At 46.2% G+C, this 23,017-nt stretch carries 17 protein-coding genes; all 17 read left to right on the top strand.

What is annotated here, in order from left to right; genetic code table 11:
- Nucleotides 1-101 precede the first annotated feature (101 nt).
- Nucleotides 102-776, top strand: coding sequence for a tRNA (guanosine(37)-N1)-methyltransferase TrmD (gene trmD, locus AC1HCU_RS10865; RefSeq protein ID WP_238869516.1), 675 nt, complete (start codon nt 102-104; stop codon nt 774-776).
- A gap of 75 nt (nt 777-851) precedes the next feature.
- Nucleotides 852-1,739 (top strand): glucose-1-phosphate thymidylyltransferase RfbA, encoded by an 888-nt coding sequence (gene rfbA / locus AC1HCU_RS10860; protein WP_480365886.1) that lies wholly within the window; start codon nt 852-854, stop codon nt 1,737-1,739.
- 39 nt (nt 1,740-1,778) lie between these two features.
- Nucleotides 1,779-2,318, top strand: a complete 540-nt coding sequence (gene rfbC, locus AC1HCU_RS10855) for a dTDP-4-dehydrorhamnose 3,5-epimerase (RefSeq protein ID WP_238867829.1) — start codon at nt 1,779-1,781, stop codon at nt 2,316-2,318.
- Complete coding sequence (gene rfbB / locus AC1HCU_RS10850; protein ID WP_480365884.1) at nt 2,303-3,355, top strand: dTDP-glucose 4,6-dehydratase; 1,053 nt, start codon at nt 2,303-2,305, stop codon at nt 3,353-3,355. Before rfbC ends, rfbB begins: the two co-directional genes overlap by 16 nt.
- Nucleotides 3,356-3,443: 88 nt before the next feature.
- Entirely contained in the window at nt 3,444-3,866 is a 423-nt protein-coding gene (locus AC1HCU_RS10845; protein WP_238867827.1) for a BT0820 family HAD-type phosphatase, read from the top strand.
- A 106-nt stretch (nt 3,867-3,972) separates the two neighbouring features.
- A complete protein-coding gene (locus AC1HCU_RS10840; protein ID WP_480365881.1) occupies nt 3,973-4,719 on the top strand; it encodes a DeoR/GlpR family DNA-binding transcription regulator in 747 nt (248 codons plus the stop codon).
- A 393-nt stretch (nt 4,720-5,112) separates the two neighbouring features.
- Complete coding sequence (locus tag AC1HCU_RS10835) at nt 5,113-8,298, top strand: SusC/RagA family TonB-linked outer membrane protein (RefSeq protein WP_286856380.1); 3,186 nt, start codon at nt 5,113-5,115, stop codon at nt 8,296-8,298.
- Between the two features lie 13 nt (nt 8,299-8,311).
- A complete protein-coding gene (locus AC1HCU_RS10830) occupies nt 8,312-10,153 on the top strand; it encodes a RagB/SusD family nutrient uptake outer membrane protein (RefSeq protein WP_480365878.1) in 1,842 nt (613 codons plus the stop codon).
- A gap of 22 nt (nt 10,154-10,175) precedes the next feature.
- A complete protein-coding gene (locus AC1HCU_RS10825; protein WP_238867823.1) occupies nt 10,176-11,516 on the top strand; it encodes a neutral/alkaline non-lysosomal ceramidase N-terminal domain-containing protein in 1,341 nt (446 codons plus the stop codon).
- A gap of 12 nt (nt 11,517-11,528) precedes the next feature.
- Nucleotides 11,529-13,373, top strand: a complete 1,845-nt coding sequence (locus AC1HCU_RS10820) for a beta-N-acetylhexosaminidase (RefSeq protein WP_480365875.1) — start codon at nt 11,529-11,531, stop codon at nt 13,371-13,373.
- A 17-nt stretch (nt 13,374-13,390) separates the two neighbouring features.
- Entirely contained in the window at nt 13,391-14,521 is a 1,131-nt protein-coding gene (locus AC1HCU_RS10815; protein WP_480365873.1) for a family 10 glycosylhydrolase, read from the top strand.
- Nucleotides 14,522-14,552: 31 nt separating this feature from the next.
- Complete coding sequence (locus AC1HCU_RS10810; protein ID WP_238867820.1) at nt 14,553-15,392, top strand: N-acetylglucosamine kinase; 840 nt, start codon at nt 14,553-14,555, stop codon at nt 15,390-15,392.
- A gap of 72 nt (nt 15,393-15,464) precedes the next feature.
- Nucleotides 15,465-16,730 (top strand): MFS transporter, encoded by a 1,266-nt coding sequence (locus tag AC1HCU_RS10805; protein ID WP_238867819.1) that lies wholly within the window; start codon nt 15,465-15,467, stop codon nt 16,728-16,730.
- Between the two features lie 114 nt (nt 16,731-16,844).
- On the top strand, nt 16,845-18,743 hold the full coding sequence (locus AC1HCU_RS10800; RefSeq protein ID WP_238867818.1) for a family 10 glycosylhydrolase: 1,899 nt from the start codon (nt 16,845-16,847) through the stop codon (nt 18,741-18,743).
- A gap of 241 nt (nt 18,744-18,984) precedes the next feature.
- Nucleotides 18,985-20,340, top strand: coding sequence for a DegT/DnrJ/EryC1/StrS family aminotransferase (locus AC1HCU_RS10795; RefSeq protein WP_238867817.1), 1,356 nt, complete (start codon nt 18,985-18,987; stop codon nt 20,338-20,340).
- 271 nt (nt 20,341-20,611) lie between these two features.
- On the top strand, nt 20,612-21,430 hold the full coding sequence (locus tag AC1HCU_RS10790) for an N-acetylmuramic acid 6-phosphate etherase (protein ID WP_238867816.1): 819 nt from the start codon (nt 20,612-20,614) through the stop codon (nt 21,428-21,430).
- Between the two features lie 252 nt (nt 21,431-21,682).
- Nucleotides 21,683-22,963: a serine hydroxymethyltransferase gene (gene glyA, locus AC1HCU_RS10785; protein WP_238869514.1), complete on the top strand. Its 1,281-nt coding sequence runs from the start codon at nt 21,683-21,685 to the stop codon at nt 22,961-22,963.
- Nucleotides 22,964-23,017 lie beyond the last annotated feature (54 nt).

Raw genomic sequence — 23,017 nt, 5'->3', positions numbered from 1 at the left:
GATACTTTTTTCTGTTATTTTTGGTGTTAATTGATATTTGGCTATGAGATTTTCATATTGAAAATTTTATTGATGTAATCGAATATTGAAAATCGTAAATGATGAGGATTGATATTATTACGGTTTTACCGGAAATGATAGAAGGGGCCCTTCACAACAGCATTCTGAAGCGGGCCCAGGATAAGGGACTGGTTGATTTTGGCCTTCATAACCTTCGTGATTATACACTCGATAAGCACAAACGGATAGATGATTATCCCTTTGGAGGGGAAGCGGGGATGGTGATGCAGATTGAACCGATCGACCGGGTCATCACGTTTCTGAAGTCTCAGCGTAAATATGATGAGGTTATTTTCACTACGCCCGACGGGGAACAGTTCACTCAATCCGTTGCCAATGAACTTTCGATGATGCAGAACATCATTATACTCTGTGGACACTATAAGGGGATCGATTACCGGGTAAGGGAACATCTGGTCACCCGGGAGATCTCGATCGGTGATTTTGTGCTCACCGGTGGAGAACTGGTTGCCGCCATGATTGCCGATGCCGTTGTAAGAGTGATTCCCGGTGCCATAGGAGATGAGCAGTCGGCGCTTTCCGATTCGTTTCAGGACGGATTGCTCGCACCACCTGTCTACACCCGTCCGGCAGAGTATAAGGGCTGGAAAGTTCCGGCAGTACTTCTCTCGGGTCATGAGCGAAAAATTGCGGAATGGCGCCATGAACAGTCGATAGAACGTACTAGACGCCTTCGTCCCGATCTGATGCGCTAAATAATTAACTCTGGCACAGTAACCAACGCGCATGGCACAAATAATGCGAAGCGAGTAACAAGAAACGAAATAATTATGAAAGGTATCGTACTAGCCGGAGGCTCCGGTACAAGATTATATCCGATTACAAAGGGGGTTTCCAAACAACTGCTTCCCATCTTTGACAAGCCCATGATTTATTATCCCATTTCAGCATTAATGCTTGCGAGCATAAGAGACATTCTTATTATCTCCACACCTCAGGACCTGCCTGCTTTCCGGAGGTTGTTGGGTGATGGTACCGATTATGGCGTACAATTCACCTATGCGGAGCAACCCAGTCCCGACGGACTGGCACAGGCATTCATCATCGGGGAGGAATTTATTGGAAACGACGCTGTCAGCCTGGTATTGGGTGACAACATTTTCTACGGTAACGGCTTCCCCGATTTGTTAAAAAAAGCAGTCGAAGAAGCAGAAAATAATGCATTGGCCACGGTTTTTGGTTATTTTGTAAATAACCCCGAAAGGTACGGCGTTGCTGAGTTCGATGAAAAAGGTCAAGTGTTGACTATTGAAGAAAAGCCAATCGCGCCGAAGTCGAATTGGGCAGTTACGGGATTGTATTTCTACCCGAACCAGGTTGTGGAGATTGCAAAACAGATAAAACCTTCTGCACGTGGCGAGCTGGAGATCACTTCTGTAAATCAGTCCTTCCTGCAAGAAGGCAGGTTGCGAATGCAACGTTTTGGAAGAGGATTTGCCTGGCTTGATACAGGTACCCACGATTCACTTTCGGAAGCATCCACCTTTATTGAGGTCCTGGAAAAAAGACAGGGACTTAAAATATCATGTCTCGAGGAGATTGCCTGGCACAACGGATGGATTTCAAATGATGATCTCAAGCGAATGGCAGAGTCCATGAGAAAGAACCAGTATGGAGAGTATCTGTTGAAATTGGTGGAGTCAGGCCAAGGAAATTGAATTATATTCAAATTATTGAAGAGAATTGAAAGGTGGCATATGGAAGTGAATCGAACGGAAATAGAGGGGTTGTCAATACTAAGACCCAAGGTTTTTGAGGATGAACGGGGTTACTTTTTTGAGTCATTTTCCTGGAGAGAATTCGAGGAAAAGGTATGCAAAACCCATTTTGTGCAGGACAATGAGAGCAAATCGCAATACGGAGTGTTGAGGGGGTTACATTTTCAGATACCTCCCTTTGAACAGGCCAAGCTTGTGCGCGTGGTAAAAGGCCGTGTGCTCGATGTAGCTGTGGATATCAGGAAAGACTCTCCCACGTTTGGCCAATATTTCTCGCTGGAGATATCGGAAGACAATAAACTACAGTTATTTATACCCCGGGGATTTGCTCATGGATTTGCCGTGTTGAGTGATGAAGTAATTTTTCAGTATAAATGTGACAATTACTATTCTCCTAAGCACGAGAGGGCCATACGTTGGAATGATCCCCGTTTGGATATCGACTGGCATCTCTCGGCAGATGACATCATTTTATCGGAAAAAGACATGAATAACCCATTATTATGCGACACATATTAATTACCGGAGGGGCAGGATTCATCGGCTCACATGTTGTCCGGCTGTTCGTCAATAAATACCCTGATGATGAGATTATAAACCTTGATAAACTCACTTATGCCGGCAACCTTTCCAATCTGAAGGATCTGAAGGAGAAGCAGAATTACCGCTTTATAAAGGCGGACATTTGTGATTTCGATGCCATGCAGATGGTCTTTGAGACACTTAAAATAGACGGCGTGATTCATTTGGCTGCCGAAAGTCATGTAGACCGGTCGATCACAGATCCTTTCTCTTTTGCCAGGACAAACGTGATTGGAACGCTGAATTTATTACAATCAGCCAAAGGAGCCTGGAAAGGAAACTACGACGGGAAGCTGTTTTATCATATCTCTACCGACGAGGTGTACGGTTCTCTGGGCTTTGATGATACGCTCTTCACGGAAGAGACTCGCTACGATCCACACAGTCCTTATTCCGCCTCAAAGGCATCGTCCGACCACTTTGTTCGGGCTTATCACGACACCTACGGCCTGCCAGTTGTTCTTTCCAACTGCTCCAACAATTACGGACCCTATCAGTTTCCGGAAAAGCTGATCCCGCTCTTCATCAATAATATTCGTGACAACAAGCCGCTTCCGGTTTACGGGAAGGGAGAGAATGTCAGAGACTGGCTTTATGTGGAAGACCACGCCCGGGCGATTGATCTGATCTTTCACCGCGGCAGGGTGGGAGAAACGTATAACATTGGAGGAGGTAACGAGTGGAAGAACATTGATTTGATACGAGTGGTTATCAAGGCCGTTGACCGGATACTGGGAAGAGAAGAGGGAGCGTCTGAAAAGCTCATCACCTATGTTACCGACCGTGCCGGCCACGATCTGCGCTATGCCATCGACGCGTCAAAACTCCGGAACGAACTTGCTTGGGAACCTTCCCTGCAGTTTGAGGAAGGCATTGAAAAAACCGTGCGTTGGTATCTTGATCATCAGGACTGGCTTGACAGTGTGACCAGTGGCGATTACCAGCACTACTACCGCAAAATGTACGGAGAATAAGGGAGGATCAAAAAGAGGCTCCCCCTTTCCGCCATTTTTTTTCTATCTTTGCAAATCATTACAGCAACATTATCGAAAGTTAGAAAAAATGGTTATAGCAGTAGACTTCGACGGCACCATCGTCGAACACGAATATCCCGCCATAGGCAGGCCAATCCCGTTCGCCATTGAGACGCTCCTCCAATTACAAAAAGACAACCACAAGCTGATACTTTGGACAGTCCGTGAGGGACAGTTGTTGCAGGAGGCAATAGATTATTGCGCCGAACGGGGGCTCTATTTTTACGCAGAAAATGCCAATCACCCGGGGGAAGACAGAGAGAAAGCCTCCCGCAAACTGGGGGCAGACCTGTTTATTGACGACCGTAACCTGGGCGGATTGCCTGATTGGGGGGTAATTTACAACGCAGTGAATGCCACCGTGAATAAGGGAAATGCTTTGCAGATCATGGCCGGTTCATCGGGAATGCCGGAACCGAAGAAGAAAAGAGGATTGTTCAGTAGAAGATGAATCCCCTTAAGTAGCGTGATTTTTATTTAACCTGTTTGGAGGTGAGTGAGGATTCATGTAATTTTACTCTTGATATTTTTTATTTGTTTCTTGTAATTTGATGTTTATGTTAAAAAAAGAACGACATAAAATTATTATGAAGGAGATAAATCTTCATAACACTGTATTATCTGTTGACTTGAGTGAATTATTAAATGTTTCAGAGGATACTGTTAGAAGAGATTTAAAGGAACTTTCGGACGAAAATAGAATTATCCGGGTACATGGGGGGGCCATCAGTAAATCGCTTGTCCGTCCTTTTATGGCTGATGAAAGTATTTATGCACATGAAGAAAAGAAAATAATTGCTTCGAAAGCTCTTGGTCTGATACAGAATAATATGATTTTGCTTTTTGAGGGAGGAACCACTATTTTAGAATTAGCCACTCAACTTCCTAAAAATATGAATCTTACTATTTTTACTGTCAGTCCTCAAGTTGCCATTACTTTATCTGACTATGAAAAAATCGACGTTTATACCATTGGAGGTAAGTTGAATAAAAATGCCAATATACATACGGGAGCAAGCGTTATCAATGAAATCTCAGAGATTCAATGTGATATTTGTTTTATGGGTGTAAATGCCATTTCAATTGATAATGGATTTACTGATATCGATTGGGAGACTGTGCAAGTGAATAAGGCAATGATAAAAGCGGCGAAACAAACGGCATTGCTGTCAATTTCCGAAAAATTGAATATTTCGAAACGATACAAAGTGGCCGACTTGAGCAATATCAGCTATTTAATTACCGAACTGGATCCAAAAGATAAAGAACTTTCCCAATATAAAAAACAGATCAAAATCATGTAACACAACACACTTTCCAATCTGTATCGTTTTCCTATCCATTTCTTACCTTTCTATTTTAGGACTACAACTGTCAAGAAGGATAAAGAAAGAGACCACTTGATAAGCTTAAAAATAAATAACACATCGTTAATATTTGTTATCCATTTGCAGTTGTAATAACAAATATAATTTAATCTTATTTCACTTTATAACACAAATAAGACAGAATTCCCCTTTCATTTTCCTTTTTTTGTTAAAGTTATATTATGTTAATATTTTTATTATTTTCCCTTTTTCTTTATTTATGCATCAGTATATGCGTATATTTGCAATATTATATAAATAAAAAACGCATATAAACGCAAATAAATGGCGGTAAGTTTTAAAGTCACTCACTAAAACAAACGTAACTGTATGAACAAAGTAAACTCATCAGGTAATAGATTAACCTATAAGGTATGCATAAGACAACTCATCAGTCTGATTATTGCTTACTTCTTTTTACCTGTTTTTTTCATGAAAGCCCACACGGGCTTTAGCAGCTATCCAATGGCGTATGAAAACCGCAACGAATTGATCACTGGAGCGATCTCTCTCCTTCAACAACAAAAAAGGGAGATTACTGGTACGGTCACTGACACGGACGGGCATCCCATCATCGGGGCCAATGTGATAGAAAAAAACGATAGGAGCAACGGAACTGTAACCGATATCAACGGGCGTTTTCGGCTGAATGTAGCGGAGAACGTCGTGATTCATATTTCTTATATCGGATACTTGGAACAGGACATCAACATCACGAACAAAACGGTTTTCAATATTATTCTTGAAGAGGATACAAAGGCGCTGGACGAAGTGGTGGTTGTTGGGTATGGAACCCAGAAGAAACTCACACTAACGGGATCCGTCACAAGCACATCGGGAGAAGAGATCCAGAAAAGTGCCTCGATAGACATCTCCTCTTCGCTTGCAGGACGTACACCGGGGGTGATTGTCAACAACCGGAGTGGCGAGCCGGGTGCAGAAGCAACCACCATTTTTATTCGTGGTCGCAGTACATTAGGAGATAACTCTCCTTTAATAATTATTGATGGCGTTCCAGGGCGGGAATCGCTCAGCTTTTTGAATCCGAATGATATAGAATCCATCACCATCTTGAAAGATGCCTCTGCCGCTATTTACGGGTCGCGCTCCGCAAACGGTGTCATCTTGGTAACCACGAAGCGGGGACAAAAAGAAAGAAAACCGGAAATCACATTTTCCTATGACTTGGGAATCCAACAGCCCACCCGCCTGTTGGATATGGTAGATGCCCCCACCTTTGCCCAATTGTACAACGAACGAAACGACAAGATAGGACAAAGTCCCCGGTATACGGCGGAGGAGATTCAGAAATTCTCCGACGGATCGGATCCGATTCTCTATCCCAATACCGACTGGTTCAAAGAGATCATCAAACCGGCTTCCCTCCAGCATAAATACAATCTCTCATTTGGTGGGGGAACCAATGTGGTGGCATATTTTGTCTCTTTAGGTGCTGTTACGCAGGATGGTATCTACCGCGAAAGCGCTACCAGGTATGACCAGCTGAATTTACGATCGAATACCGACGTGAATGTCACCTCAGGTTTTAAAGTGGGAGTGGACGTGTCGGCACGGATACAAAACAAACACTATTCTGCATACCCCAGTGATGAATACGGTATTTTTTATCGGACCAGGGACAGATTTCCTACCCAGGCTGCTTATTATCCCAATGGATTGCTTGCCGGGGGAGGCAACCCGGTCGCACTGGTCAGCAATCGCACCGGATACAATAAAACCCGCCTGCAGCGCTTGAACACCACTCTGTCGGCAGACTGGGATTTGGGCAAATGGGTGGAGGGATTGTCGCTCATGGGGCGCGTGGCTTACGATAACACCAGTTCCTTTAGAAAAAGATGGCAAACGCCCTATACCTACTACCTGTATAATGAAACCACCCAGGAATACGATCAATACAAGTCGCAAGACGTAGTCACTCCTCAGCTGCTTGAGAGGTACGTGCCCGCCTGGGCGTTGACAATCAATGGTACCATCAATTACGAGCGGACCTTTAACATGGCACACAACGTGGGAGCTATGATAGGGTTTGAACAAAGCAGTTCACGGAATGACATCCTTCAGGCCGAACGGAACCAATATTCACAAGATGCAATTGACGAACTCTTCGCAGGTGACCTGGACAAAACTTATTATGATAATACCGGCTCGGCATCGGAAACAGCACGAAGAGGATTCTTCGGACGCCTCTCCTATGATTACGAAGGGAAATACCTGACCCAGTTTATTCTTCGTTACGACGGCTCCGAAAACTTTCCAAAAAATAAGCGATGGGGGCTTTTTCCCGGCGTATCGGTAGGATGGAGGATATCCGAAGAAGATTTTATAAAACATAGCCTTCCGCTTATCGACAACCTGAAAATTCGTGCCTCATATGGAGAACAGGGAAATGACAAAATTGACCAGTATCAATTTATGACAACTTATAAGTATGGTCGCTCGCAAGTATTTGGTGATAAACAGGTGAACGGTATCTATCCGGGCATTTTACCCAATGTGAATGTAACCTGGGAAGTAGCCAAAACCTACAATATCGGATTGGATGGAACCTTATGGAAGGGGAAACTGGGATTTGAAGCAGAAGTATTCAAAACAGAGCGCAGCAACATCTTATGTACGAGAAATGCATCGGTACCCTCCTACACGGGGTTGACTTCCCTTCCCGATGAAAATATAGGTGTCGTGAACAACAAAGGAATTGAACTTCAACTTGCCCATATGGGAAAATCTGGCAACTTTACATATAACCTGTCCGGCAACTTCCTCTATGTCAAAAACAGCGTTGTATACATGGACGAAGTCCCTTGGGGTGAGGGGTATGATTATCTGAAACAGGAAGGGCGTCCCATGGGAGCACGGCTCCTGTATGAAGTGATCGGAATCAATAAGACGGAGGAGGATTTGAAAAAATATCCGCAAATACCAGGTGCAGTGCTTGGAGATTTCATTTTCAAACGGAACGACCCCAATCCTTCCGATCCCAATATAATTACCAGTAAAGACAGGAAGCGAACGGATCTTTCCACCATACCGGAAATTGTGTATGGTTTGTCGTTTGACGCGCGCTATAAAATGTTCGACTGCTCACTCCTTTTCCAGGGACAGGCACGGGCCAATTTTTATGTCACGCCACGCATTGACCCTGCCGAGGGAAATATCATGCGTGACATTGCCGAGGGACGCTGGTCGAAAGAAAATCCAACCGCCAATAAACCCGGTGTGGGAGGCGCCATCAATAATGCCGGTGTCTATCCCTCTACCTATTGGCACCGGGATGCTTCATTTTTGCGGCTGAAAAACATTGAACTGGGCGTAAACCTTCCCGGTAGATTGTTAGGGGGTACAACCGGCGTGAACAACCTGCGTGTTTATATTGGCGGTTACAACTTATTGACTTTCGACACACTTAAAATAGTAGACCCGGAGAGCAATAGCAGCGAAACGCAAAATTATCCGCAACTGAGGATTTTCAACGCCGGTGTCAAATTAACTTTCTAAACAACAAATGAATATGAAACGAGTATCTACATCATTTTCATACAGGCATAAGATGAAACAGGAGCCCGCTCATGTAAATCGCATGATAAAAAATATACCCTATTTGGTATTGGCTCTCATTATAACCTTCACCGCTTGCAATGACGATTTCCTCAATCGGAAACCGTTGGATAAGCTGTCGGAGGAGGCGGTCTTCACCAACGCGGCTCTTATGGAGCAATATGTGAATGCACTCTATAATGTGGTGCCACATCCCTTCACCGAGGGTACCATGGCCGCCATTACCGATGAGGCGTTCTTTCGGTACGGGGGCACTTCCACAAACTATATTTCACGTGGCGAACTGAATCCCGATAATGTGATTTTTCAGGCAGACGGAGGCCCTGCCCATAACACGCGAATGACCTTTCTTAATTTGTGGCCACGGGTATTCTCTTATGTCCGCGATATGAATCTTTTCCTTTCCCGGGTAGATGATGCGCCCATCGATGAAGCGGTGAAAAAACAACTCAAGGGAGAGGTTTATTTTCTCCGGGCATGGACCTATTCCAACCTTTTGGCGAGATATGGCGGGGTGCCGATTATAGAAAAAGTATTTCAACTGGGCGAGCAGTATAACCTGAAAAGGGATCAGTATGATGATTGCGTCAATTTTGTGATTTCCGATCTGGACAAAGCCATTGCACTGCTTCCAGACAAACCTGCTGTCAAGGGTAGAATAGGTGCCGACGTGTGCAGGGCATTGAAAGCACGCACCTGCCTGTTTGCTGCCAGTCCCCTGTTTAATGATCCTGCCGACCCGTCAGGGAGCATATTTAAAGGGACTTACAGCAAGGAGAAATGGAAACTGGCGCGCGACGCGGCAAAAGAGCTTATTGACCGGGCCAATACGGGAGCATATGAGATTGCACCCACATATAACGATTATTGGAGCAACAGCAACTCCAAAGAGGTTATTTGGGCAAGATACTTTCTCCCTACTTCAGGGAAGCTGGCGCAGCTTTTTTACGCGCCTGCCAGGAGCATTGGTGGCTGGGTGAGCTGTACCCCCGTTGAAAATATGGTCAGTGATTACGAAATGGCGGCCACCGGGAAAAAACCGTTTGAAGAAGGTTCGGGATATGACCCGGCAGATCCATGGGGCGGACGTGACCCCAGATTTTATAAATCAATCCTGCCTCCGGGAACTACCTACATGAATTATACGCTGAACATGTGTCAACCGGCGCCAACCAATACCGTGGTTAAAAACAACGACCCTTTTCAGGCCGAAGCAAACCAATGTACCGGATATTGGCTGCGTAAATGGCTGATTGATGACGCCCCGGTGAGTGAATCGGAAAATGCCACGTTGATGTATCCGTGGTTCCGTTTGCCCGAAATATATCTGATATATGCAGAAGCAAATCTGGAGTACAACGGGAACGTGACAGTTTGTGCGGAATATATCAACAAAATCCGCGATCGGGCCGATGTACGCATGCCCCATGTTCCCAACTCTCTCTCTGTCGACGCGATGCGAGAAAAACTGATCCAGGAACGCCGTATAGAATTTGCTTTTGAGAACCAGCGCTATTTCGACCTGCGTCGCTGGAAGCTGGCAGAGATATATGAAAGTATCATGATCTATGGAATAAGGGGCATTCGCCATGACAACGGAACCGCCGACCTGAGCGACGACCGGATCGACTGGAAGATCGCCAAAAAAGGAAACGGCGGAAAACCCGATTTCAGCAACTGCCTGCCTAAGTTTGGAGCACGTGTTTTTCTGCCTCAGCACTACCTGATGCCGATCCCACGCGATGAGTACACCAAAAGCGAGGGCGTGATTGTACAAAATCCGCATTACGACTGAACAGAATAATGAAGTGATTCCTATGATACGTGCTTACCTACTTTTTCCCCTCCTGACGCTGTTGGTATATACAGGTTGCTCGACACCCAACCCGCTGCGGTGCAATATCGGCGTGGCCGATATCACCCCGGAAGGGTCGGTGGTGCTGGCCGGATTTGCCGCGCGCGAAGGGTTGTCGGCCTCCATTCACCGCGCCCTGAAAACGCGTTGCATCGTCATTGAAAACGATTCGGCAAGGATCTGTATTATCTCTAACGACATGATGGAGCTACCGATCAGCCTGGCAGATGAACTGCGCGACGAGATTGCTTTGCACACCGACATCCCGCGCGAACATATCTTTATCCACGCTACACACACCCACTCTGCCCCGCGGGTGAGTGGGAGTAGCGTGGAAGAAGGGGGAACGAATCATGCATTCGCGGCAAAGTTTCGTGAAACTGTAGTTAGGAATGCCATTGAAACGGCCAACAACAAAAAAGCTTTTGTTCCTTTCGCCCTGGAAGCCGGCAAAGGGGAATGCTTTATCAATTGCAACCGCCGGGAAAAGGAGGGGCCGTGCGATCACACGCTCTATCTGATTCACCTGGTCGACAAGAGAGGGAAACGTATCGCCTCGTTCCTCAATTTTGCCTGCCACCCGGTAAGTCTGAATCACCGTAGTTTGGTGGTCTCTACCGATTTCCCCGGTATTGCCGTGGAAAAACTCTCCAAAGAGTGGGGGAGCACCCTTTTCTACTTTTCGGGAGCTGCCGGCAATGTGAATCCCTGTGGAGAGCTGAGAGCAGACACCGCCTACACCCAGGTAAGAGGTAAAGAGTTGGCAGATGCTGCACGGGATATTCGGATCGAAAGATTAAAAAAAAGTAACTTGCTCCGTGTAAGCAACCGGATTGTGGAACTCCCCTTCCGCTCATCCGAGATCACTCCGGAGGTCATTAACGCGCATGCCGATGAAATAAAAGAGTGGAATGCATTCGGTACCTGGAAAGACGATGTAGAACGATGGCGGGCAGCCATGATTGAAAAAATCAGGAGCGGCGAAGCAAAGAATTACCTGCCCGTTGGAATAGCCGGTGTAAATATAGGGGGACTGATACTCTTTTTCTCACAGGGAGAACCATTCAATGAATACCAGACTATGCTTCGTGCGAACTATCCCGATACTCCCCTGCTTTTTATCGGTTACACGAACGGACAAAACTCTTATTTTCCAAGCAAGCATGCTTATCAACGTGATGGATACGAATATGAGAGAGAGCAGATGCATATATACATCAGAGCCCTCTATCCGCTTTCCGATGAGATGCCGGCGGCCTATAAGGCAGCTATCGTTGCAACTGTGAATGATATAGTGGATTAAATCAACATGAAAATGATAAAAAAGATAATCTCATGCCTACTGGCCCTTATTTTGTCTGTTGTTGCCCTGGCAAACGACCCCATCCGGTACGGGATCATTCCTAAACCGAAGTCTCTGAAACCGATGGCCGGCGAATTTCGGATAAACAGACATACGGTAATCCTCATTCCCGAAGAGGACAAGCTGATAGAGGAGATAGCGGCAGACTTTGCCGATCGGGTAAAGAGATGTTCCGGCATGGACCTTCGGGTCAGTCCTTCCACCTCGCCGGTAGCGGTACACAATAACATAGTGCTTACCCTAAGGGAAGGGATGGGTGATGAAGCGTACCACCTCAGTGTTACCCGGGAGCAAATCACCATCACGGCTTCCACTCCCCACGGCATTTACTACGGGGTGCAATCGGTTTACCAGTTATTGCCGCCGCAGATCTACGGTGAAACAGCGGTGAAGGGCCTGAAGTGGGCCGTTCCCTGCTGTGAGATAGAGGATGCGCCTCGGTTCCCGTACCGGGGCCTGATGCTCGACGTAGGACGTTATTTCATGCCCAAGGAATTGGTGATGAAATTGATTGACGTCATGTCCATGCACAAGCAAAATTTCTTTCACTGGCACCTCACGGAAGACCAGGGCTGGCGGATTGAGATCAAAAAGTACCCCCGGCTTACCGAAATAGGATCGGTAAGAAGAGAGAGCCCGATAGGCAATACAAAGGAGGGGGACAATACGCCGCACGGTGGTTTTTACACCCAGGAGGAGGTGAAAGAGGTGGTGGAGTATGCCCGCAAAAGATATGTTACCGTGGTACCCGAAATTGAATTGCCGGGACACGCCACGGCCGCCATCGCCGCCTACCCGGAGCTGTCCTGCTTCCCGGAAAGAACTTACGAAGTGGCTACAACCTGGGGAGTAAAAAAAGATATCTTTTGCCCTACAGCTACTACCTTCCGTTTCCTTGAAGAGGTCTTCTCGGAACTGTTCGACCTCTTCCCCTCGCCCTATTATCATATTGGGGGCGATGAGTGTCCGCGTGACCGCTGGGAGGAGAGTGCTTGCTGTCAGGATCTGATGAAGGTGCTGGGACTGGAGAGCGAAGATCAGTTACAAACGTTTTTTGTTCAACGTATGGCAAAGTTCCTGAAAGAAAAGGGAGGAAAAACCGTGATTGGGTGGGACGAAATCCTGGATGGCGGAGCAGTTCCGGAAACGGTAGTAATGTCATACAGGGGACATGCGCCGGCCATGAGAGCCGTTCATCAAAACATGCGTACCATCCTGACTCCCAACCGATGGAGCTATCTTGACTATTATCAGGAGGATCCCGATACGGAAGAGCTGTCGATGATCCTGTTTTTGCCCCTGGAGAAAGTATACCACTACTATCCCATACCCGATACCCTGGCCAAAGAAAAACACCCCTATGTCATGGGACAACAGGGTTCACTCTGGACAGAATATACACAAACGCCGCGCAGAGCCGAATACATGGCTTTCCCCAGAGCGGTGGCCATGTCTGAAGTAGCCTGGTGCGCGAAAGAAGAGAAGGATTGGAACTGGTTCCGTGCACGCATGCTCAAGGAGTTCGAACGGCTCGACAGCAAAAAGATTAACTACAGCAAAGCATTTTATAATGTCCTTTTCCATTTTGACCGGAAGGCGGACTTCCCTAAAAAAGTAGGCCTCAGCATCGATTACCCCGAAGCCCGGATCCATTACACGCTGGATGGAAAAGAGCCCACCCGTCGCTCTCCTCTCTATTCCGACTCGCTTACGGTGAACAGGGGGAACGTGATACGTACCCAGGGATTCCTGAAAGACGGACGCAAAGTAGGCAAAATGATTGAAAAAAAGTTTTAATGACAAACCGATATATAATGAAAACAACAAAAATTTCCAGAACAATTTGGCTGATAATTATCCTCCAATGCATCTGTGTCTCTCTGCTATGCCTCACGGGATGTAAGCGGGACGCATTGAAACCCGTGAATCCTCCGCGGGGAGTCTGGATGTGGAGCAGTGCCATATCAGACAGCAACTCAAAAAGAGTGGTCGATCAACTGGCGGAAAACAACATCCGGCAGGTCTATTTTCTGGTGAAGGGGACGGCCGGAATAAAAACATCGCCCCACAAGCTGCGCACGTTTATCAGCTGTGCACGAGAAAAAGAGATGGAAGTGCACCTCTGGTACATTGTCAGCGAAGACAGTACCTATATAGCCGAAAATCCCCAGGCAAGCATATATCACTGCCCCAATCCATCTGTAAGTACCAGGCCGTACCCTATGAACGATCAGCGAGTGAATCTGCTATACCCGGGATACAAGGAGTACGTGCTGGATAACATCCGGGATTTTCTCAACAATTTTGATTGCGACGGGGTGCATCTCGACTATATCCGGTTCAGCCACTTCGTTTACTCCTTCGATCCCTACTCCCTCCAAAAAGCAGCCTCTTTGGGATGCGATACCACACGGCTGCTTAACCTCTTCACCACGGAGCCGGGCTATACGGCCCATGCCACAAATAACGGTTTTGTGGAGCTCTATGCGGAGGGTGACAACGATGTGGTGACCTGGGTGGGGATGAGGAAAAATATCATCCGCGATTATATTGAATCCATCGGGGAGGTTGTCCGGAAAACCAAGCCCGGCCTGGAGGTCAGCGCTGCTTTCATGCCGGAGGGAACGATAGATACCATCTATTCAGACGTCTACTATGCCCAGAATTACATGCTCCACTCTCCCGCCTTGGACAGGATCAGCCCAATGGCCTACTTCAAGTCGTACAAAAAGCCCACGAACTGGCTACAGACAGTCACGGAAGGCGCGAAAAAATTATGTGCTCCCCAGTGTGAAGTATACACAGGTATCCAGGCATTTAACGAGGTGACGAACGAAGAACTGCAAGAGCAGATCAAATATTCCCTTGAAGGTGGCGCACAAGGGGTTATCCTGTTCCGGTATGGTGGCATCGCTGAGGAAGGCTGGGAGGCAATAAGGGAATAGAAAAAGGAGAATTCGGATAATATAAGCAGATATGATCGCAATAGCCGACAGCGGGTCGAGTAAAACAAGCTGGACATTGGTTAAAGATGGCCGGGTGACTTTTCAGTTCGAAAGTGAAGGATACAACCCCTGCTATAACAGCCGGGAGGAGATTACCTCCTCCCTTCGTGAAAGTCTGCCTGGAGGGTATGACTGGAACGATATCTCATTGGTCGCTTTCTACGGGGCCGGGTGTTATGAGGATAAATATCGGGTGATTGAGTATGCACTGCGCCCTCTCTTCCCGAAGGCCCGGTTTGATATTGCCATGGACTTGATGGCTTCGGCCCGTGCACTCCTGGGACATGAACCTGGGTTTGCCGCTATCCTGGGCACGGGGACGAACTCTTGCCTGTATGACGGGAAAAAGATCACCCATAATATCGATTCAATGGGTTTTTTGTTGGGTGACGAGGGAAGCGGTGCCTATATAGGCAAGCGGCTATTAAAAGACTTTATCCGGGGACATATGCCGGTCGATATACGTGAAAGCTTTTATCACTCCTACCGGTTATCGCCGGACGAGTTGGTCGATCGCGTTTACAGCGACCCAATGCCTAATCGATACTGCGCGTCATTTGCCCGGTTCTTGAGCGGTGAACAGGCCGGAAGCGAGTACGCGGAGCATGTGAAGCAGGATTGTTTTCGTGATTTCTTCAAGAATATCGTAGTCCATTACCCCGACTATTCCACTTACCGCTTTAATTGTGTAGGAAGCATCGGATGGGTGTTTAAGGAGGCCCTGGTTTCCGTAGCAAAAGAATTTGGGATGGAGGAAGGAAAAATTATACGTGCACCGATGGAAGGCCTTATTGCATATCATCAGCTATGACAGAGGGTGATTTCCCCCACTGCCTCCTTCATTCATTTATACAAAAGTTTTATCCATCAAGAGAGTAATGCAATGAACAAGAAACAATCCAATCATCTCTTTCCTCTCCTCATCATCGGAGTTGCATTCTTTATTATCGGCTTTGGTGTGGGGATAAATGGCATCATGGTACCCATTCTGGAAAGAGCTTTTTCACTGAGTAAAAGCATGTCGTATTTGGTTCTCACGGCCACTTTTTCGGCTTTCTTGATTTTTGGAAGACCTTCCGGAATAGTGATACAGCGGATAGGATATAAACGATCCATGGTAATTGCCTTGATTATCATGTCGTTGGGAATGCTCTTGTTTATTCCTTCCGCGAAGATGGGCACATCGATGCAGGGTTTTTACCTGTTCCTCGCGGCCTCATTCGTAGGAGGGATGGGAAACACGCTGCTGCAAGCAGCCGTCAATCCGTACGTCACCATCTGCGGCCCGATAGAAAAAGCGGCCCAACGCATGTGTGTCATGGGAATCATGAACAAGTCGGCCTGGTACCTTGGACCCATCTTCCTCAGTCTCTTTATTGATGTCACAAATCCGGTATTAGACCAGGCATATATCCCCTTTGGTATTGCGGCAGGAGTAATTACATTGCTAGCAGTACTGATCTATTTCATCTCCCTGCCCGAAGTGAAGGCAGCAGGGGAAGAAGAGGAAGCGCAGCATCCCGATAGCGGAAACGCCGAGGTTCCCGCATCCGGTGAAAAAATAAGCTTGTGGCAGTATCCCCATCTGATTCTGGGCGCAATAGCCCTATTTATCTATGTAGGTGTGGAGACACTGCCTATGGCATCGGCTATTGACTTTGCCAATGCCATCGGGTTGGATAATCCGGCCCAATACTCGGGGATAGTATCTATCGGGCTGGTCATCGGCTATATCCTCAGCATCTTCCTGTTGCAGGTGATGCGCCAGAATAACGCCCTGATCCTCTTCATACTCATCGCCCTGTCAGCTTCTTTCTGTCTCATCCTGCTCCCTGCCCGACAGGCCATCTATTGTCTGGGCGTGCTGGGTTTTTCCCACTCGTTGATGTGGGGGGCTATCTGGGCGCTCGCTATTGACAAGTTGGGGAAAAAGACCAAATCAGGAGCCTCCCTATTGGTTACCGCTATCGTGGGTGGGGCTATTCTTCCGTTGCTCTTCGGTTTTATTCTGGATGCGGTGAGAGGGGGCGAGGCTTCACCTCTACCCGATGATTTTCAAATGGCTTACTGGATATTTATCCCTTGTTATCTCTATATTCTTTATTACGCGTTAGCGGGGCATAAAGTGGGGTTAGCCAAAAATAAATAGTCATTGTTCGCTATTGCAAAGATCAGACAATCTTGATATTACACTCGCATAATCATTTGTTTTAGCTTTACGCGAATGTTTCATGTACCCATAGTGTAAAAAATATTTTAGTCTATGAAAACAATAAATTTTTTATTATTCGTATGCCTGACCGCATCCTTCCTGTTCGTGGGATGCAGTGATGAGGCGGAAGAAGAAATCCTTACCCGGCCACTGATTACCTTTAAAGACGGCATAGTGGAAACGATGGAGAGCACCTATACAGTGTCGGCATCCATTACCTCGGATCAAGCACTGAAAGAGGTGAAGATTGAAAAAATATTTCCCGGAAAAGAGGAACCTGATGAAGTGATTGAAACGATCACCTCTTTCTCTGACCCTGCACTCTATGTTTTTGAAAAGGAGTTTACAGTTCCCATTACCGTTCAAAAAATGCAGATCAAGTTTCACGCGATCACCATCCATGGGCTCTACTCAGATGAGATCTTCACATTTATTGCTGAGCAGTCTGCTTACTCGCAGTCCGCGATCATTAATGCATTGGCTACCGTGTACGCACAGTTTGAGGCTACAGGCGAACTACCCGATGAAGTCAAAGTAAGCGGGGCAACCCTCAAGAAATCTGCCTATTATGAAGCTGCCTGCAGGGTGTTGCTTCAAATTCAGAAAGGAGTGGATGACCCGATCACTCTGACGGGATATCCCCTGCCCGCTTCACCCGACGCCGATAGTTTTATTGAGAAGGAAATACCCATTGAGCTGCTCTTTAATCAGACGACGCGGCAATTGAATTATGCGGCGAACAATAACGTGTTCGCGAACTTTGTTTCTTACCCGCAAAACTTTGTGGGGCCGGGAGGTGAAAAATACAATGGGCAGTTCTCGTTTAACAGGAGTGCGGTTGTCCTGACCAGGGCGCTGGCATACTACAAGGTTAACGGCAGCCTTCCTGCCAAACTCTCGTCATCATACCTGAAAGCAAGCAGCGGTACACCTATGGGGGTCTGGATATGGGGAAACACGCTGTCTGACGACAACCGGGAGATTGTCGACAAGCTGGCAAGCAACCATGTTGACGAGGTCTACCTGCTGGTAAAGGGAACCGCCGGAACCAAAACGGCAGCGAACAGGCTCACCGACTTCATTGCAAAAGCCCATGAGAAAAAAATAAAAGTCCACTTTTGGTATATCGTCAATGAAGACGGTGTATACATGGCTGCAAATCCGAATGCTTCCATTTATCACTGTCCGAAACCCGGTGTTGACCTGGAGCCATATCCCATGAACGATCAGCGGGTAAATCTTCTTTACCCGGGTTACAAAGAGTATGTTTTGGACAACATCCGGAGTTTTGTGAAGGATTTTGATTGTGACGGGGTGCATCTTGACTATGTACGATATGGACATTTTGTTTATTCATTTGATCCGCAATCCCTTGAAAGAGCCTCCTCCCTGGGTTGCAATACGACCCGTCTATTGGCTTTTTTCCAAACAGCAGCCGATTACAAAAAGTACGCCACAGACAACGGCTTTGTGGATCTTTATAAAAATAACGACCAGGATGTGGTCAAATGGGTGGAGATGCGAAAAAAAGTAATCAATGAATACATTGTGGCCATCAAAGGAGTAATGGATAAAGAGAAGTCGGGACTTACCCTGAGTGCTTCTTTTATGCCCGACGGAATAACCGATCCCAAATACGCGGATGTATTTTATGCCCAGAATTATGCGCTTAATGCATCCGTCCTGGATGTAATTAGTCCGATGGCCTATTTTAAAGCGTACGGAAAACCCACCAGTTGGTTAAAAGCGATTACGGAAACGGCAAAAACGTTGGTTGGAAACCAGTGTGATATATTCACGGGTATCCAGGGATATGATGGCGTTACGGCCGATCAGTTGAATGAACAGATACAGTTCTCTATCTCCGGTGGCGCCGATGGGGTAGTGGTGTTTAGATACGAAACGATACCCGCGGATGGGTGGAATGTGATCAAAGAATGGGGAAAATGACTTTTGAAGTTTTTCGATAAGTGAATACAAAGACAAAACTTGTTTTGACTATGTTGAACATAGGAAAAGTCTAATGGAATGAAAATAAAAGTTTTAATCATATGAAACGAGCATGTACATCATTACGCCCAAGTAGATGATTAAAAGCGAAAGGTTGCCTCCCGCTATGATTTTCAATAGAAGTCGGCGATTTCGCTTCGCTCAATTCCATACGCCATAATGTAAGAAATATTTTAATCGTATGAAAAATAAAAAAATCAAACGTAGAGATTTTATTCGTCAAACCTCCTTTGCAGGAATGGGTTTGGCGATGGGATTACCGCACCTCACCTATGCCGGGAATATACAAGCTAAAAAAGCAGCGATATTGGGTGGGCCGAAAGCATTTACAGGAAACTGGTCCCGATGGCCAATTATTGGACAGACAGAACGGGATGAATTGATTCAGGTATTGAACAGTGGAGGATGGTGCCGGCTGGGGAATAAAACTACACCTCGATTTGAGACTGAATATCAAAATCTTGTGGGTGCCAAGAGAACTTTAGGAGTGTCGAGCGGCACGACAGCCCTCCTAACAATGTTGGGAGCTTTGGAAGTTGGCCCGGGCGATGAGGTTATCATTCCACCCTATACTTTTATTGCCACTTACAACGTCATTGTTCAGAATTATGCTTTACCTGTTTTTGCTGATGTGGATATTGAGAGTTTCCAGGTTGATGCAAAAAAAATAGAATCAGCCATTACTAAGAATACAAAAGTCTTAATGCCCGTACATATCGCAGGCTCACCTTTCGATGTGGATAAAGTTCTCGAAGTTTCAAAAAATTACAACATACCCTTAATTGAAGATGCATGTCAAGCTCATTTGGCAGAATGGAAAGGAAAATGTGTTGGTAACTGGGGTCTGGGAGGCGCATTCAGTTTCCAAGAATCAAAAAATCTCAGTTCGGGAGAGGGCGGTGCTATCATTACAAATAACGATGCTTTTTACCAAGATTGCTATAGTTTTCATCATCAGGGTCAAGGTGCGGATGCGGCAAGTCTTGTACCTGGATCCGGGAGCAGAGGATCTAATTTCCGTTTAACTGAATTTCAGGCAGCCATTTTACTTGCTCAAATGACAAGACTTTCGGAGCAAGTGAAGCGTAGATGGGAAAATGCTCAATATTTAACTAAAATGCTAAAAGAAATACCGGGAATAGCTCCGGCAAAACTTTATGCTGGTACCACTAAGAGTGCTTATCATCTATATATGTTCAGATATGATAAAAAAAGATTTTCAGGAATGTCAAGAGCACAATTTATTAATGCGTTGAATGCAGAAGGAGTCCCATGTTCCGTTGGATACACTTCCATGCCTAAGGAAAAGTATGTTACAAACTTAGCTCATAATAAACATTATCTTTCCATTTATGGTGAAAAAAGAATGAAAGAATGGCTGGAAAGCCTCTCATGTCCTCAGAATGATAAATTGTGCAATGAAGAAGCTGTATGGTTCGCTCAAACCATGCTTTTAGGTACTAAAACGGATATGGAACAAATCGCGGAAGGTATTCGGAAAATAGCCAGGCAGTCGCGAGAAATCTCTAAGATCTGATACATTTTGAATGTATGGCGCTCTCTCGCACTGGACGTGAGAACGCCCATCCGGTAAATCATGAATATCGCAGACCAGGAGTTGTCAAAATATTCACAAAGGAAATTACGAAGGCCCCGACTCATTCTACTGGTACGGAATGCCAAGCACACTTCCCGATACTGTGGGCGGAATCATCGTTTCGTATGTTGAACAGAACGGCCAATAACAATATGTGAACACTTGCAAAATAATTAAATATTTATTTCAATCAATAACATAGAATTTTTATATGAACAAAATAACTGAACAGCCTTCCCGTTACAGGCATTTAGAAACTCAAACAGTTAAAGAGTTAACAGGTGAGTTAATCACGGAGTATAAAACCATTGCTTTGGCAGTGGAAAAAGCAAAACCTCAATTGGATAAACTTATCACTGCCGTGGTTCAAAAAATACAAACCGGTGGTAGAATGATTTATTTAGGAGCAGGCACGGGAGGGCGACTTTCGGTATTGGATGTTCTTGAGTTACCCACAACCTATGGGATGGAAAACGGGATGATTGACGTAGTTTTGGCCGGAGGAGTGGATAAGTTGGTTTTGGCGTTGGAAGAAAAAGAGGACGATACGGAAGAAGCGTGGAAATCGCTACAAGAAAAAGACATATCTGAAAAGGACATCGTCGTGGGAATATCTGCAAGCGGTACCACGCCGTTTGTTTTACAAGGCTTGAAAAAATGTAGAGAAAATGGTATCGCCACGTGCTGCGTTGTGAATAATCCCGACTCGCCCATCGCGGAACAATCCGACTATCCGGTAGAAGTCATCACCGGCCCTGAATTTGTAACCGGCAGCACAAGAATGAAAGCAGGTACTTCCCAAAAAATGATTTTCGATATGATAAGCACTACCGTGATGATACAGATGGGAAGAGTTTTGGATAATAGTATGTGGAATGTGCAGTTAATCAACAATAAAATTACCGACAGAGCGATAAAAATCTTAATGGAAAAAGCGATGATTACTGACTACGAAGAAGCAAAAAAGTTACTTTTTAAGTACGGAAGCGTTAAAGAAGCACTTGATAAGATAGAAGCTTCGCATTCTTAGCTGACACGAATTTTTTATATTCAGGAATACTTCTTCTAGGTTTTACAAATAAACTGTTCCCGCCCTCTTCCCGGTAATAACAAAAAGTCGGATGATACGAAAATGTTCACTAAAGTTAGACATTTTGAGTCGCTTTCGCTCCTCGATTTTCAATTCTCGCAATAGCAAACCCAAATAAATTTGTCCTTTGCTTACATTGCTTACGAAAATGTTCCTTACCTTTGCAGATATTTTTTTGCAACATATGACGCTATGACACAAGATAGAGAAATCTTCGCGATAATTCGAAAAGAACAGGAACGGCAACTTAAAGGTATTGAGCTTATTGCTTCCGAGAACTTTGTTAGTGAACAGGTGATGCAGGCCATGGGCTCTGTGCTGACAAACAAGTATGCCGAAGGATATCCCGGAAGAAGGTATTATGGCGGTTGTGAGGTGGTTGACCTGGGCGAACAGCTTGCCATTGACCGGTTAAAAGAGATTTTTGGCGCCGAATGGGCCAACGTGCAACCACACTCGGGAGCGCAGGCAAACGCTGCTGTTTTCCTGGCATGCCTGAAGGCAGGGGATAAATTCCTTGGACTGAACCTGTCTCACGGTGGCCATCTTTCACACGGTTCACCCGTCAACTTCTCCGGTCTGATGTTTGAACCTGTAGCATACAATGTGCGTGAAGAGGATCAGCGAGTGGATTACGACCAGCTGGAATCACTGGCACGCTCTGAAAGACCCAAACTCATTATTGCCGGTGCCTCGGCCTATTCACGTGAATGGGATTATGCTCGTATCCGCAAAATAGCCGACGAGATCGGTGCCATCTTCATGGTGGATATGGCGCACCCCGCCGGCCTGATTGCGGCCGGACTGCTCGAAAATCCGCTTAAACACGCACACATCGTGACCTCTACCACCCATAAGACACTGCGTGGTCCCCGTGGAGGCGTGATCCTGATGGGTAAGGATTTTGAAAACCCCTGGGGCCTCACCACACCCAAGGGAGAGGTTAAGATGATGTCGGCACTGCTGGATTCAGCTGTTTTTCCTGGCATGCAAGGCGGTCCCCTTGAACATGTGATTGCCTCGAAAGCGGTTTCTTTTTACGAGGCACTCCAGCCGGAATACAAGACCTATCAGACACAGGTGAAAAAGAATGCGGCCGTAATGGCGCAGGCCTTCGCCGACAAGGGATATAATGTCGTCTCGGGCGGTACCGATAACCACATCGTGCTGGTAGACCTGCGCACCAAGTTCCCTGATCTGACCGGTAAGGTAGCGGAGAAGGTACTTGTGGAGGCCGATATCACCACCAACAAGAACATGGTGCCTTTCGACAGCCGCTCGCCATTCCAGACATCGGGCCTCCGTTTCGGTACGCCGGCCATCACCACCCGCGGAGCAAAAGAAGAACTGATGGGAGAGATCGTGGAATTGATCGACACCGTGCTCTCTCGCGTGGACGACCCGAAGACCATCGCATCGGTGCGCGAAAAAGTGAACGTGACCATGAAGCAATATCCGCTTTTCGCCTGGTAGGATGCCCGGATAACTGATAAAGAGATGGGGAGTGGCTTAGCCATTCCCCATTTT

Source organism: Proteiniphilum sp. LBM24028 (assembly GCF_056629195.1).
The sequence above is the reverse complement of the archived record's forward strand: the minus strand, read 5'-3'. Positions and strand labels throughout refer to the sequence as shown.